Origin of the sequence: Streptomyces sp. NPDC008238 (assembly GCF_042956445.1) — a bacterium.
In the GTDB taxonomy this organism is placed as follows: Bacteria; Actinomycetota; Actinomycetes; order Streptomycetales; family Streptomycetaceae; genus Actinacidiphila.
This window is the reverse complement of sequence record NZ_JBIBGK010000003.1, coordinates 465603-480116: the sequence shown is the minus strand read 5'-3', so window position 1 is coordinate 480116 and position 14514 is coordinate 465603. Positions and strand designations below refer to the sequence as shown.

The following is a 14514-nucleotide window of genomic DNA, read 5'->3' as shown; positions in this document are numbered from 1 at the left end:
GGACGGACGCCCGAACGCCGGTGGGCGCGTACGGACCCCGTACGCGCCCACCGGCGTTCCGTGCGGCTCCCGGCGCCCTCAGCCGCCGATGCCGGACTGCCGCAGCAACGCTGCGAAGGAGACGGGGTCGAACAGCTTCTGCAGGTCCGCCTGGGACACCGCCGTGCCGTCGATCTTCACATACGGCGTACCCGTGGCGCCGCTCTTGACGAAGGCCTCCTCGGAGGCGGTCACGAAGTCCGCGTACGACTGCTCCCGCACCGCCGAGTCGAAGGCCGCCCCGCGCAGGCCCTTCACCTTGCCGGCGAGTTCCAGCAGGTACGCGTCCGTGAACCCGTCCACCTGCTCCTGCGGCTGGTTGGCGTAGAGCAGCTCGTGGTAGGTCGCGAAGGCGCCCGGGCCCGCCTCCACGGACGCGCGCAGGGCGCCCGCGGCCCGCTTCGAACCGCTGCCCTTGAGGTTCCCGTCCAGGAACGAGGCCAGGGTGTACTGCACCTTCACGTCACCGGACTTCGCCAGCGCCGCCAGCTGCGGCCCGGCGGCCGCCTCGAACGCCTTGCAGATCGGGCAGCGCGGGTCCTCGTAGACGTGGACGGTCTTCGGCGCCGCCGGGTCGCCCACCGTGATCGTCGTCCCGTCCGCCTCCAGACGCGCGGGCAGCGCCGCCAGCACCGCGGGGTCCGGCTGGACCGGCACGTCGCCCACGGCGGAGGAGGACGCGGCGGGCGAGCTCGCGGCGGCCGGCGCGTCCGGGGAACCGGAGTCGGTGGTCAGCAGCCCGCACCCGGTCACCGCCAGGCTCAGCAACCCCGCGGCGGCCGCGGCCGCCGCCGCACGCGCTGAGGTGCGCGCGGTCCCGCGCGCGGCATTCCGTACGGCCCTGACAACCATCGGCACTTCCCGTCCCTTCGGATCCGTTCCGCCCCGAACGGTAGGGCTTCGCGGGCCCCCGTGCCCAACCGCGCGCCCGGGCCCCGCGATCCGTCCGCGTACCCGGCCCCGCACCACCGGTGAGGACACGGACAGCGGCCGCGACGGCAGCCTCCGGTTCGGCGCCGAGCGCGGCAACGGAACGCCCGCGGCCCGCCTCCCCACCAGGGCGACCCCCCGCCCGCGCGGGTGTGGAATCTGTCACAGCTTGGCAGCAAACCCCCTCCGGGGGCGGGGGGCACCGTCCTCCGCCCCCGGGACCGGGTACGTTCGAACCGTGGCTGGATTCAGGAACGGACGCGGACGGGACGGGGACGTGCAGCACCCGCATCAGCAGTACGGCGGCTACCCGCAGCAGAACACCTCGCCGGGCGGGCAGCAGCAGCCCCACCACGGCTTCGCGCCGGCCGCCGAGGGTGAGCCCGAGTACTTCGGCTCCGCGGCGCCGGCACCCTCGTACGACGACAACCCCGGGCACACCCGCGCCTTCTCCATCGGCGACGCGCCCGACACCTACGACCCCTACGAGCAGCAGTCCCCGCAGCCGGACCAGGTGTCCACCTACCGCGCGGGCCACACCACGGCGCCCCCGGCCGGCCCCCGGCTCGGCTGGAAGCAGCTGCTGAGCGGTGTCGTCATGCGCCCGTCCGCCACCTTCTGGCAGATGCGCGACTACCAGGTGTGGGTCCCCGCCCTCATCGTCACCTTCCTCTACGGGCTGCTCGCCGTCTTCGGCTTCGACACCGCCCGCGAGGACGTGCTCGACGCCACCCTCTCCAACAGCGTCCCCTGGGTGGTGTGCACGGCCATCGCCGTCATCCTGTGCGGCCTGATGCTCGGTGCCGTCACCAACGCGCTCGCCCGCCAGCTCGGCGGCGACGGCGCCTGGGCGCCCACCGTCGGCATGGCGATGCTCATCACCTCCCTGACGGACGCCCCCCGACTGGCCTTCGCCGTCTTCCTGGGCAGCGCCAACAGCTTCGTCCAGTTCCTCGGCTGGGCCACCTGGATCGGCTGCGCCGCCCTGCTGACCTCCATGGTCTCCAAGTCCCACGACCTTCCGTGGCCCAAGGCCCTGGGCGCGGCGTCGATCCAGCTGATCGCGCTGCTGGTGCTCTTCAAGCTGCCGGTGATCTGAGGCCCGCGACACGCACGCGTAAGGGGCGCCCCCCTGGAGGGGCGCCCCTTACATATGTGGTGCGGTGCCCGCGGCCGGCTGCGGCGTCAGCCGCGTGCCATGACTCAGAGCGCGTCCTTGGACGGCGTGAGGGGCTCCCCTGCCTTGCGCACCGGCGGCAGCACGCTCCAGGGAAAGTTGATCCAGTCGTCGGTGCGCCGCCAGACGTAGTCGCACTTCACGAGCGACTGCGACTTCTCGTAGATCACCGCGCTGCGCACCTCCGCGACGTGGTCGGCGCAGAAGTCCCGGACGAGCTTGAGCGTCTTGCCCGTGTCGGCGACGTCGTCCGCGATCAGGACCTTCTTGTCGGAGAAGTCGATCACGTTCGGCACCGGGGCCAGCATCACCGGCATCTCGAGCGTCGTCCCCACCCCGGTGTAGAACTCGACGTTCACCAGGTGGATGTTCTTGCAGTCCAGGGCGTACGCGAGCCCGCCGGCCACGAAAACCCCGCCGCGGGCGATGGACAGCACCACGTCCGGCTCGAAGCCGTCGTCGGCGACCGCCTGGGCCAGGTCCCGCACCGCCTGCCCGAAGGCCTCGTACGTCAGGTTCTCCCGCGCCGGCCCGGCCATACGCTCAGACCTGCGTCCGGTGGAAGTTGAGGTAGGAACGCGACGGCGTCGGCCCCCGCTGCCCCTGGTACCGCGAGCCGTACTTGTCCGAGCCGTACGGGAACTCCGCCGCCGAGGTCAGGCGGAACAGGCAGAGCTGCCCGATCTTCATGCCCGGCCAGAGCTTGATCGGCAGCGTGGCGACGTTCGACAGCTCCAGCGTCACGTGGCCGGAGAAACCGGGGTCGATGAAGCCCGCGGTCGAGTGCGTCAGCAGCCCCAGCCGGCCGAGGCTCGACTTGCCCTCCAGGCGGGAGGCGATGTCGTCCGGCAGGGAGATCACCTCGTACGTCGAGGCCAGCACGAACTCCCCGGGGTGGAGGATGAACGCGTCATCCCCCTCCGGCTCCACCAGCCGCGTCAGGTCCGGCTGCTCGACGGCCGGGTCGATGTGCGGGTAGCGGTGGTTCTCGAACACCCGGAAGAAGCGGTCCAGCCGGACGTCGATGCTCGACGGCTGCACCATCGACGGGTCGTACGGGTCGATGCCGACCCGCCCGTTGTCGATCTCGGTCCGGATGTCCTTGTCAGAGAGAAGCACGCAAGCAGGTTACGCGGGGACGGGGCTCCGGGCCGAATCGAGCCGACCCGGCCCGGAGCCCCCACGTCACGTCCGACCTGCGCGTCCGGACCTGCGCGACCGCTACTTGCCGATGTCGGCCGCCACGGGGACGGCGCTCCGCAGCCGCGCACACCGTGGACACCTGATCAACCGCCCGGGGCCGAGCCTTCCGGCGCCCAGATTCTGCATCGGAAACGTAGCGGTGCTGAATACGTGCCCTTCGGCACAACGAACGACGGTGCGATCCATCGCTGCCCTTCTCCCCGGTACCTCAACGACGAAAGCCACATTAGGGGATGAACCCACCCCCGCCTCACGCGGCACTCCGCCCACTCCGGCACCTCGGGCAGCCCTCACCGTACGCCCCCCACACCTCCCCGCGCACACCTTTCCGGAGCCAACACGAAGGCCCCGGAGGTATGCCTCCGGGGCCGGGCATGGGGTACAGTGTGCGAGGTCAGATACCTCAACAGGTGTCTTACGCGGGTGTAGTTTAATGGTAGAACATGAGCTTCCCAAGCTCAGAGCGCGGGTTCGATTCCCGTCACCCGCTCCAGCAGAAAGCCCCAGGCGAGCCGCCCGGGGCTTCTTGGTTGTCTGGACATGGCGGCCCCAGCCCAGGCAGGCCACCGGCCAAACCCGCTCCGCCGCCATGGTGTTCAACCAAGCCGACAGCCGCTGACGCATGACAGCTTGCGCCAGCCGGCCGCGGGGCTCCCCGCAAGGTGGCCCGCATGACAAGCTGTGCTTCCCACTGCCCGAGTCCAGGAGGTCACCATGACTGCAGCGTCTCCATCGCAAGAAGGTTCCGAGCCGGCTAACGCCGAGAGCCCTGCCCTGGCGCCTGACGAGGACGGCCAGTATGACCTGAAGGCCAAGTTTCGGGAGGCCCTGGCGCGCAAACGCGGTATGCAGGCGGAAGCCACGGCCCTCGCTGCGAACACCGACGCGTCGAAGGTCCGCGGCGGGCACGGCCCGACTGCCAGCCAGCGGTCGTTCCGACGCAAGAGCGGCGGCTGAGAGGTCGTTTTCGGTGGCGTTACACGGCCTTCAGCCACTGGATGCTCACCCGGCGCCCACCACCTGACCGTGAGCCACTCCGGCACCAGTATCGACCTGTCAGCGTTCGGTCACGAGGTCAGCATCACGGTGCCCTACTGGCACGTCGGCGACGGTGCTGCAACGGTGCTCGGCAAGCTCTTTGCTCTCTCCGTGATCATGGAGAAGGAGACTTGCCTGACTGCCTGTGATCCCCAACTGGAGATGCCGTTGGCGGATACGCCTCCGCAGCGGGCAATGGGCATCATGTCGCCGGTCACGACGGACCTACGAAGCCGCTGCGGGGGCTGAGGGCCCCGTGCCCGATCCGTGCGCGAAGGAGCGGTAAGCCACGGTCAACAGCAGGCGACGGGGAGAGTCCACCGCTACACCTTGGCACCCGTTCTCGCTGATCAGGCCGCAGTCGAGACCCAGAAGCGCGGTGATTCCCAAGCTCAGAGCGCGGGTTCGATTCCCGTCACCCGCTCCAGCAGAAAGCCCCAGGCGAGCCGCCCGGGGCTTCTTTGTTGTCCAGGCCTCTTTATCCCTCCTGTGCCCGATGGGCCATCGTCGTGCCCGACGTGCGGTCAGCCCCCGCAAGGGCATCGCCAAGGCAGCTCCAGCCCAAAGCCGCTCCACCAACCTCACCCGATTTCGGACCTTCGGGATCCACAGCAACGGTTGGCTTGCACGGCAGTACTCCTCCGGCCCCTCTTGACGCGGTCCGCTCGGCGCCGGCGCACCCTGCGATCCCGTCCCAAAAAGCGCCGCTACGGCCGTCACGCGCCACATCGTCGCGCCCATACGGGGCCCTGTCGACGTCATCGCTGCGGAGCGGTCCGTAGGAGGCGAATTGGGATCATCAACCGTCGGCGCGGGACGACGCCGTGCCGAGGTCTGGCCGATTCGCGGCCGACTGAGGTTCCCCCGCTGTGCGGGGGAACCTCACGGGCGCCCTGGCTGCTGATCGAGAAGTGCCTCGGAGTGTCAGAAGACAGCGATGTTCTTGACGCTGGGCCAGGTTCCCATCGTCTTACGACGAGGAGCGAAGGGTGCCCGCCAGTCGCCCGTGCTCGTGTACACGTAGGCGGGGCCGGCGCCGTAGGCGACGAGGTCGGCGCGGCCGTCGCGGTTGGCGTCACCGACCGAGACGAGGTGGCTGTACGCGTTCCAGCCGCTGCCGATCCTGGTCCGGGCCGCAAAAGTGCCGTCGCCCTTGCCCAGGTAGAGCCAGAGAACGCCGTCCTTGTCGCGGGCGACGAGGTCACCGGCGCTCGCTCCGGCGATGTTGCCGACGGCGGTGATCTCGTTGTAGGTCCCCCAGCCACCGCCGATCTTCTTGCGCGGGGAGAACGGCGCGTTGATGTTGCCGGTGCCCGTGTAGAGCCACAGAACCCCGGCGTTGTCGGTGGCGAGCAGGTCGGGCTTGCCGTCGGCGTTGAGGTCACTCCCCCCGGTGATCTTGTTGTAGATCTGCCAGCCGGGTCCGACCTTCTTGCGCGGTGCGAAGGGTGTGTCGCGAGTGCCGGTGCCCTCGTAGATCCAGAGGCCGCCCGTCTTGTCCCGGGCCACGATGTCGGCGTGCGAGGTGCCGCCCAGGTTTCCGGGGGCCGTGAACCTGTCGTAGATCTGCCAGCCCGGTCCGACGGCCGAGACCGACGGCCACTGGTACCAATCGATGTCGAGGAGGAAGGCGCTGTCGTGGCGGTTGAGGCGGCCCGTGGGGTCGACGACGAGCAGGTCCGGAGAGCCGTTGTCGCTGAAGTCGTGGGGTGCCTGCTTGCGGACGACGGTGAAGGCCCCGGAGGCCTCCGCCACGGGACCGATGCCGTTGAGCGGCGTCACCTTGATGCGCCAGGTGTAAGCGCCGTTGTAGGCGGCCGCGAAGTTCCCCGTCTCACCCGACACCAGATTGAATCGGCCCTCCCATGGAACCTTTATGGTCTCGGCACCGGGCTCCCAGGACTGCTGGACGGCCCTCGTCGCCGTCCACCGCCGCTGGGAGGCTGTGTGGGTCAGCTCGATCTCCAGTCGCGTATTGCGGCGGCTGACCGTCGTGTCCAGGGAGATGACGCCGCGATCGCGGTCGAGGTCGATCACGTTGGGAATGGTGTGCTTCAGAATGGTGACCTCGATCGGCTCGCCGGTGCTCGCGACCATGGTGGCGGCCGGTATCCCGTCGGAACCGAGGGATATCCGGTACAGGCCTTCGCCCTGCGCCACGGTGCCACCTTGTGCAACGAGCGAACCATCGGGTGCGGCCATGCCACCGAGGAGAGTCTGGTCCAACAGCTTGACCGTGGCACCGGTCTTCAAGGAGCGCGCGGTCAACGCGTACAGCGGGTCAGCGTGTCCAGCCGTGCGGCCCCCCGGCTGGGCGTACAGAACCCAGTCGCCGAGCAGGTCGACCCTGAGGAGGCCGTCGCCTCCCAGCCCGATGCGCTCGGGCTCGCCCTCGCCGCGTGGAGCGACAACGACGGTCCGGCCGGCCTCACGGCTGTACTCGTTCCAAGCAATGCGCGTTGCCGATGCGGAAAGGGACACCACACGCTCGTCGTTGCGCGTGTCACGCGTCTCGATCACGGTTCCCGTGGCGACATCCACCAGGGCAATACGGCTCGTTGTGGCTGTGGGGACGGTGTAGCGGACGAGCAGCGTACCTGCTGGAGCGTCGATGCCGGCGGATGCGAAGGTGGCATTCGCCGGCAGACCCGTCAGCTTTCGGTCCCGCAGTGTGCCGTCCGTTTTGTCGACGAAATGTAGATCGGTCCCGCCGGCTGCGTTGGGGGCCGTCATGACGAGCGTAGCGCCGACGAACCGGCGCAGGCTGTAGCTGCTGTTCAGAGCACTCCGGTCGATCCGTACAGGGGCGGCGCCACCGGTCATGTCCTGGAGGACGTAGGCGTCTCCCTGCTCCACAAGAACGAGGTCCGAGGATGAGCCCCAGGTCTTGCCGTTCATGTCGGTCGTTGCGCCGTCGGCAAATCGCGTCCATGTCCACCGAGGGTTGGTGCCCCGAACCACGGTGAGGAAGCCGGTCATGCCCACGCCGAGCACCTCGCCATCAGACGGCATGGCAATCGAGGTCTGCCCGGAGGTCACGGCACCGGGCCGGGCACCGTCGGCGGTCGTGCCGGAAGCTGCCGCCGCCATGGGCGGAGCAAGTAGTACGGAAGCCGAAGTGCCGGCCGTGATGGCGAGTACGGTCATGACAGCCGCCGTCAGCCGACGACGGGCCCCCGGACGTGCGTGGATCAAAGTCTGTTCCCTCCCACAGCCACCAGGCGCAACATGCGCCGCTGCTGTGAGACATTCGGCCGGTCCGCGAGGTTGTACCGAACCGCTGGTAAATCGGCGGAGGCTCTCTTATCGCCCATGGCGGCTCCGTAAGTTGTTGGGTGGCCCAGGGAAACCAGATGTGGCTGATGGCAGCTTGTCCTTGGTGACTCGGCTGGAGTGGCCGCCTGGCCCTTCGCCGGCGGGGCAGGCCCCGGCTGACGACCTGGCTGGCCGGTCGCGGCGTGCGCAATGCCGACACGGTGGCCACCGCGGCTTGGCAGGCCGCACAGGCCCAGCACACCGCATTACCCGGCCAGGACGTCGCTGCCCAGATCGTTGCCGACGTGGCAGCACAGATCCTCGCACTGGACGACCGGATCAAGCGACTCGGCAAACAGATCCGTGACACCTTCCGAGCACACCCACAAGCCCAGATCATCGAATCACTGCCAGGCATGGGACCCATCCTCGGCGCCGAGTTCGTCGTCGCCGCAGGGGACCTCGCCTCGTTCGCCGACGCCGGACATCTCGCTTCCGCCGCCGGCCTCGTCCCCGTCCCACGAGACTCCGGACGCCGCACCGGAAACCTCCACCGCCCCAAGCCCTACAGCCGCCGCCTGCGAAGGGTGTTCTACCTGTCCGCCCAGACCAGCACCATGCGCGAGGGACCCAACCGGGACTTCTACCTCAAGAAGCGCGGCCAAGGACTGACACACGTCCAAGCCATCATCGCCCTCGCCCGACGACGAGTCGACGTCCTATGGGCACTCCTACGCGACAACAGGCTCTTCACCCCAGCCCCACCAGAGCTCGCAGCGGCTTGACTCAGTCATTGAAACTCCCGCCCAAAGCCTCTCCACGCCGACCTCAGTAGCTTGCGTGCGCCAAGTCGTCATGAGATCCGGAGATTGCATTGAAGACGATCAAGGACTTCGTTTCCGTCCTCGGAGCGCCAATCCGACACGCAGAGCGTCCCTTGATAGAGGACATCGCATCCTCATGGTCGGTGACGCTGCCGGACGACTTCACGGAGATCGCAGGCGCCTACGGGGACGTCGTCATCTCGGAGTTCATCCTTCTCTGTGGGTCACGGTCACTGCAGCCCTACAGCAGCCAGATGGGACATCTCATAGCGGAGAATCCCAAAGTGCCTCACCCGGTGCTCCCCACGTCGAACGGCGCTTTGCTCTGGGGGAATACGATCGAGGGAGACCAACTGTTCCTCGTGCCCCGTGCGAACGACCAATGGACCGTCTCCGCCTTCCGTCGAGGCTGGGGCGACTGGCACGACACGGAACTCGGATTCAGCGACTGGCTCTATCTTGCGCTGACCGGGAAGGCTGCTACCGACTGGCTACCGTGTGGGAACCCCTGCCTCACCCCCTCGAAATCATCGATTGAGCCGCTGCCGTACAGCACGCCCCGTGCCACTCCCGTGCCAGAACGGACGGGGACTCACGGGAAACCGGGGTGCTCAGGGGACATGACGTCGCACTCCACCCCGGACGAGGAACCGCAGGTCAGGCTAAGCGTCGCCCCACCTCGCTCCTAAAGCGGTTGTCTGGAATCATCGGCCGCGTGGACGAGTATGCGTGGCCTGAGGAACCGTACGAGCAGTGGGCGCAACGCGTACGGGACTCATGGCTTGCCACCGTCGCGGCGCTTCCAATCGGCACCGTGGTGAGGGGACGAGTCGTCGGCAGGCAACCCTTCGGTGTCTTCATCCGTCTGGACGGGCTCCCTGACGCCATGGGCCTGGCGGAGATCACTGCCATGCCACGCGGAGCTGTCCTGCCGGCGCTCGGTGCCTCAGTCGCAGGCGAGGTCATCTGGCATGCGAGTCACAACCATCAAGTCAGACTGACACTGCACGAACGGGCGTCCCAGAACGATGACTCGGCATAACCGCTTCTGACATCCAACGTTGACATCAACGACAGCAGACAACAGCAGGACTTGGCATTCAAGGGCGGGCGCCTCGCTGCCGGTCCGACAGCGCCCACCTGGGCGTAGCCGGTCCGAGACCGAACTTGTAAAGCGGTGATCAGCGTCCGGGACACCCGGTCCTGAAGGACTGTGCCAGGACGAAGGCGCTGTCGGATACGCTCGCATTCATCCCGCGACCGAGATGACTTGGTGCCTGCGGAACAGAGCGACGGCCCCCTTGGGAAGAGCTATGGGCGAAGTCTTCAAGCCGGACCGGTTGAATGCAGCGACCCGGGCCATGCTGGAACATGCCGGCTGGTGGCCCGAGCGTCACGTGGATATGGCGAGGAAGGTTCGCGAGTTCGCCGACTGGGGTCTGCCGATGCATCCGCTGGCCCGTTCGGTCCTTGAAGCGCTGCACGGGCTCACCGTGGAACCGGTGGGCCTCGACGGGGCCAACTTCTACGTCGACACGCTCCGCTTCGACCCCGACCTGGCGACCGAACAGGAGATCCTCACGGAGTTGGATGACCGCTTCGGCCCCTTGGGGTTCTTCCCCGTCGCGCTGATGCACGTCGACGGCCTCTACGTGTCAGCACGCGGTACCACGGTCTGCCACACGCAATGGGAGCACTGGCTGGTCGCCGAATCCTTCGAAGAGGCGCTGGATCGGCTGATCTGTCTGACAGGAGAGGTCCAGCGTTTCACACGACCCTAGAGAGAACATCGTGCCAGATCCATGCCAGAACGGACGGTCAACCACGGTCATCCCCGGGTCCATAATGCACGCCGCATCCGCAGCCGGGCGAGGAATCTTCCCAGTTCGGAGCCTCATTACGCCGATCCAGGCCAGTGATTCCCAAGCTCTGAGCGCGGGACTGGTCCTCCAAACCCGCGCACTCGCCGCGCCTATCCTGCCTTGAGCGCGTATACGTACACCGTCACCTTTTCCCCTTCACTCGCTGCCAAAATTGTGAATTCACAACCGCACTCCGGCTTTCCATGGAGAAACGCCCCCCGGTAGTCGGCAGATTCCGGAATGCTCCAACCTGCCCTGTCTGCTTGATCAGAAGTGATCATATTCATGCCGACTTCCAGGTGCTGACCCGACTCGATGTCCTCCACGAAGCCCTCCGCCCCACTTTCGTCGGTGGAAAACTTCAAGGCCGTCTCGTCGCCCTGATATTTTCCGAAGTCTCGATACGAGACATCCTTCACTCCGGGCGCCAAATTTACTTGGAATTCCTTCAGAATTAAATCAAACGGCCTAGTGTGAAACTAATCGATGGAGACATGAAAAAGTAGGTGACTGCGGCCAGCGGCCCTCCACAGAGAAGTAGTGAGAGAATTCCGGCAACGATTAAGAAATTTCCCGGCCGGCGGCGGATCACACGACCAGGAAGGTCCGGATTGTCGCGGCTATCCACCGTAAGTCAACAGTCCTGTGGTTCCGTACACAACAAACCCTCTAGCTAGACCTACTTCGTGCAGCCGCGCGAACGGCGCGAAGTCGATTCCGGCGAAAGTGTCGGATTAGCCGAAGTTTCAGTCCCCGTACGCCTGGACACAGTAACTGATCGCCGCTTTCCGCTGCACGGCAACGGTCACTCCCTGGCGTTCGCATAAAGGAGGTACTCGTCGTCGGTCCACTCGTGTGTGCCGATCTCACGGCGCCTGGTCCACAGCGTCTGCGTTGGCGCTTTAGAAAATGCCCTTGTAACCCTGCCAGCCGGTGGCGATCTTCACCCGTGCGGCGAAGGACCCGTTGCCGTTGCCGGTCTGCCGGTAGAGGTTCCCGGCGGTGTCCCGAGCGATCAGGTCGGCCTTTCCGTCGCTGTTGATGTCCCCGACGCCGACGACCGCGTTGTACGAGGCCCCCCAGCCGGTGGCGATCTTCACGCGCGTGGCGAAGGCGCCATTGCCCTTGCCGAAGTACCGGTACAGGTTGTTCGACTTGTCCTGCGCGACGAGATCGCCGATCCCGTCACCATTCAGGTCCCCGGCCCCGACGACCTTCTTGTAGGTCTTCCAGTTGTCGACCAGCTTCACGCGCGCCGCCAGCTTGCCACCGCTCGCCCCCTTGTACAGGTACACCGCTCCGGTGGTGGCGTTGCGGGCGATCAGATCGGGGCGGCCGTCCTTGGTGACGTCACCGGGGGAGGTGAGGACGTCGTACTGGTTCCAGCCGGTGCCCACCGTGGTGTACGGGGTCGTCGGCTTGAGCGCCGCCCCACAGGCCGGCCTGTACAGGCGGAGGGTGCCGGTGCCGCTGCTCAGCCGGACCAGGACGTCGTTGCAGCGGTCACCGCTGAGGTCCCCGACGGGCACGGCGCGGGTGCCCGTCGCCCAGCCACTGCCGCTGACCTTCCCCGAGAACGTGCCCTGGCCCGTGCCCTGCTGGAACGTCAGCGCGCCGGAGGAGTTGAGGGTGAGCAGGTCGCCGATGCCGTCGGGCAGCGCCGAGTCGCCGACGTGGTCCCGCCATACCGCTGTGCCACCCGTCAACCGGACCGTGCCGGACTGGACCAACGCCGCTCCCTTCCCGTCCGCCGGCTGAGCCGTCAGCGTCCAGGTGTACGAGCCGCTGGGGAGCAGTCCGCCTGTCGTGCCACGGCCGTCCCACGTCGTCGCGATCGAGTACTCGGCCGGTCCGCCACTGCGCGTGGCCACCACGCGGCCCGTGGCCTTGTGGCGTATCTCCACCCTCCAGGAAGCCGTCGGCTCGGAGAGCCACCATTCACCGCGCCAGGAGACAGGGGTCACGTCCGTCTCCACCCGCGTGGTGACGTTCCGGTAGGGAGAGACCAGGGCCGCCTCGGGCCGCCCGGTGTGCAGGACGTGGACAGCCTGGTCCGGCGTGGAGTACGCGAGGTCACCGCTGCGAGGGTCGAGCGCCACGAGCCCCGCGGCGTCGGTCGACCACCGCTGGACGGCCGTCCCGGTCTGCAGGCCGTAGACAGCCAGCCCCTGCCCGCCCCGGACGGCGACGACACCGTCGCCGAGGTAGGCCTGCGCGGTGGAGGGAAGCGGAATGTTCTTCCTGGACTGGAGGTCGTAGACGCCGCCCGCGGCGTACGGGGCGGTGCTCACATTGCACGTCCAGTACAGCCACCGGCCGACGGCCTGCAGGTCGATCATGGAGGAGCACCCGGCGTTCACCGTGAAGGACGTCAGCAAGGCCCCGGTGCGCGCGTCCTTGGCCGTGACCTTGCCGCCCGGAGCCGAGGACCACAGGGTGGTCCCCCAGATCGCACCCCTGTGGTCCGGCTCCGTGTGCACGACCTTGCCGGAGTCGATGTCCACGACCCGGAGTTCCTGGCTGCCGCCGGCAGGTCTCCCTTCGACCAGCACCAGGTTCTCGGATGCCCCCACGATCCTCATCTGGTCCGGGGAATCGTCGAAGGAATCCAGGAGGCCCGTTTCGATCGGCGTTCCGGGGAACGTCCCGCCCTTGCCCACGACGAACAGCTTGGGCTGCCAGCCGCTGTCCACGCTCACTGTCCCGCGGTACACGGTCCGGCCGTCCCCGGTGGGATACAGCTCGGGGCACAGTCCCCAGGCGACGCTGCACTTGGTGTACGGGACCGGCAGGCCGCCCATCCGCACGCGCGCGCCGTATCCGGGTGCGGTTTCGGTGAGGGGGCGGTCGTACACGGAGGTGGCCCCGTCGCCGAACTCCAAGGTCCTGACGATGCCGTGGTCCAGCGTCAGCCGCTGGAGCGCCATCGGGACCGGCGGGATGCCGAGCACACGAGCCGCGTGCGGTACGCCGTCCGCCCCGGCGGTGATGTCCTGGTAGCCGTAGTCCTCCGCGGACTGGCCGCCGACGAGTTGAACGCCGCCGTCCGGCCGGACGGCAACACGGTCCGCCACCGCACGGACGAGAAGCGTCCGCTCGCCGGAACCGTCGAAGGGGACGGCCACGACCTTCCAGATGGACGCTCCGGACGCCTTCTGACCGAGCGAAGCGTCATAGCGGGCCACGATCAGCGAGTCGCCGACGACGCCGAGAACCTTCGCGTCCTTGAGACCGACCTGAACCTCGCGTACGGGGGTGTCGAACCGGCCCTGCTCATAGATCCGCACGCCATCGGCCTGGAGGGTTACCAGGTGAAGGGCGGTCACCACGGAATTCCCATAAACCGTGCCGTACGGCAGAAACGTGGCTTCCGCGGTGCGGAGATCGATCCAGGCGCACTGGTCGACGTCCTGTCCGGGGACGTGCAGAAGTGAGAGGAACCCATGGACGCCGGCCCGCCCGACAACGGTGATGGAGGCACCCTCCGGAAGGCCTGTCACCCGGCGGTCCACCGTGGTCCCGTTCTCATCGCTCAGCAGATGGAACTCGGTCCAGTTCCCGTCGGCAGCGGCTCCGCCCTTGGTCACCACCGTGGTCCCGATCGACCTGCTGTACACCTGACCTGCGGGGACTGTGACCGTCGTGGTCTCGTCGGTGACCATGTTCCGCAGCAGTACGTCACCCGTGCCACGGCTGGGCGGCAGGGCCACGACGTCCGATGCCGCTCCGTAGTACTCCACAGGGTCGTACAGATGCGTGCCTTCAAGCTCTCGGGTCGAGCCGTCCGCGCCCGTCCACTCCAATCCGGAGGGACCGCTCGTGGTGGTGGCGGGGTGCAGGAACCCGGAAGGCCCGACGCTCACCACGGAGCCGGAGCCCGGTATGACGCGCATGGTCGCGGGAATCGTGGCCGCAGTGAACGTTCCCGCATCGGCCGACGCGACCCAGGAGGCAGGACCGACAGCCAGCGACAGCGACACGACCGTCGTGACGGCACTGCGGAGGAGGACACGTCTGGCCACTTGATTCCACCCCTGACGCGAACGGACCTGGAAACAGGCGGGGGAATCAGCTCGGTCCTCGGCACTCCCAGCAAGCAAGCCGGTCAATCCCGGCGTCCCCCGCCCCCCACACCCGAGTGATCGGATCCTAACAACAGGCTCACAGGTCACGGAACGGGACTGCC

At 67.6% G+C, this 14514-nt stretch carries 10 protein-coding genes, 1 tRNA gene and 1 pseudogene; 6 read left to right on the top strand and 6 right to left on the bottom strand.

The genetic code is table 11. The annotated features are described in order from the left end of the window. Positions 1–78 precede the first annotated feature (78 nt). Complete coding sequence (locus ACFZAU_RS11050; RefSeq protein WP_500551907.1) at positions 79–891, bottom strand: thioredoxin domain-containing protein; 813 nt, start codon at positions 889–891, stop codon at positions 79–81. Positions 892–1207: 316 nt separating this feature from the next. On the opposite strand from ACFZAU_RS11050, the gene ACFZAU_RS11045 reads away from it, so the two are divergent. Beyond that, a complete protein-coding gene (locus tag ACFZAU_RS11045) occupies positions 1208–2068 on the top strand; it encodes a Yip1 family protein (RefSeq protein WP_500551906.1) in 861 nt (286 codons plus the stop codon). A 104-nt stretch (positions 2069–2172) separates the two neighbouring features. On the opposite strand, the gene ACFZAU_RS11040 is transcribed toward ACFZAU_RS11045, so the two are convergent. After that, entirely contained in the window at positions 2173–2685 is a 513-nt protein-coding gene (locus ACFZAU_RS11040; protein WP_500551905.1) for a phosphoribosyltransferase, read from the bottom strand. A gap of 4 nt (positions 2686–2689) precedes the next feature. After that, a complete protein-coding gene (dcd, locus tag ACFZAU_RS11035) occupies positions 2690–3265 on the bottom strand; it encodes a dCTP deaminase (protein ID WP_499599546.1) in 576 nt (191 codons plus the stop codon). Positions 3266–3768: 503 nt separating this feature from the next. Between dcd and ACFZAU_RS11030 the strand changes: the two genes are divergently transcribed. The 3 genes from ACFZAU_RS11030 to ACFZAU_RS11020 all read left to right on the top strand — a co-directional run bounded on the left by ACFZAU_RS11030 (position 3769) and on the right by ACFZAU_RS11020 (position 4636). Beyond that, positions 3769–3842: transfer RNA gene (locus tag ACFZAU_RS11030), tRNA-Gly, on the top strand. 221 nt (positions 3843–4063) lie between these two features. Beyond that, entirely contained in the window at positions 4064–4306 is a 243-nt protein-coding gene (locus ACFZAU_RS11025) for a DUF5302 domain-containing protein (protein ID WP_500551904.1), read from the top strand. Positions 4307–4375: 69 nt separating this feature from the next. After that, positions 4376–4636, top strand: coding sequence for a hypothetical protein (locus tag ACFZAU_RS11020; protein ID WP_500551903.1), 261 nt, complete (start codon positions 4376–4378; stop codon positions 4634–4636). Positions 4637–5311: 675 nt separating this feature from the next. Here ACFZAU_RS11020 and ACFZAU_RS11015 read toward each other — a convergent pair. Beyond that, positions 5312–7534 (bottom strand): FG-GAP repeat domain-containing protein, encoded by a 2223-nt coding sequence (locus tag ACFZAU_RS11015; RefSeq protein ID WP_500551902.1) that lies wholly within the window; start codon positions 7532–7534, stop codon positions 5312–5314. Positions 7535–7791: 257 nt separating this feature from the next. On the opposite strand from ACFZAU_RS11015, the pseudogene ACFZAU_RS11010 reads away from it, so the two are divergent. Continuing rightward, positions 7792–8427 (top strand): annotated as a pseudogene (locus ACFZAU_RS11010) (transposase); the annotation flags it as partial. Positions 8428–9779: 1352 nt separating this feature from the next. After that, entirely contained in the window at positions 9780–10247 is a 468-nt protein-coding gene (locus ACFZAU_RS11005; RefSeq protein WP_500551901.1) for an SUKH-3 domain-containing protein, read from the top strand. Between the two features lie 191 nt (positions 10248–10438). On the opposite strand, the gene ACFZAU_RS11000 is transcribed toward ACFZAU_RS11005, so the two are convergent. Continuing rightward, on the bottom strand, positions 10439–10747 hold the full coding sequence (locus ACFZAU_RS11000; RefSeq protein ID WP_500551900.1) for a hypothetical protein: 309 nt from the start codon (positions 10745–10747) through the stop codon (positions 10439–10441). A gap of 483 nt (positions 10748–11230) precedes the next feature. Next, complete coding sequence (locus ACFZAU_RS10995) at positions 11231–14221, bottom strand: FG-GAP-like repeat-containing protein (RefSeq protein WP_500551899.1); 2991 nt, start codon at positions 14219–14221, stop codon at positions 11231–11233. Between the last annotated feature and the right edge of the window lie 293 nt (positions 14222–14514).

Excerpts from the sequence above, each read along its gene's own strand:
- ACFZAU_RS11050 (WP_500551907.1), bottom strand. The coding sequence starts at position 891 with ATGGTTGTCAGGGCCGTACGGAATGCCGCGCGCGGGACCGCGCGCACC.
- ACFZAU_RS11040 (WP_500551905.1), bottom strand. The coding sequence starts at position 2,685 with ATGGCCGGGCCGGCGCGGGAGAACCTGACGTACGAGGCCTTCGGGCAG.
- ACFZAU_RS11025 (WP_500551904.1), top strand. The coding sequence starts at position 4,064 with ATGACTGCAGCGTCTCCATCGCAAGAAGGTTCCGAGCCGGCTAACGCC.
- ACFZAU_RS11015 (WP_500551902.1), bottom strand. The coding sequence starts at position 7,534 with ATGACCGTACTCGCCATCACGGCCGGCACTTCGGCTTCCGTACTACTT.
- ACFZAU_RS11005 (WP_500551901.1), top strand. The coding sequence starts at position 9,780 with ATGGGCGAAGTCTTCAAGCCGGACCGGTTGAATGCAGCGACCCGGGCC.
- ACFZAU_RS10995 (WP_500551899.1), bottom strand. The coding sequence starts at position 14,221 with ATGCGCGTCATACCGGGCTCCGGCTCCGTGGTGAGCGTCGGGCCTTCC.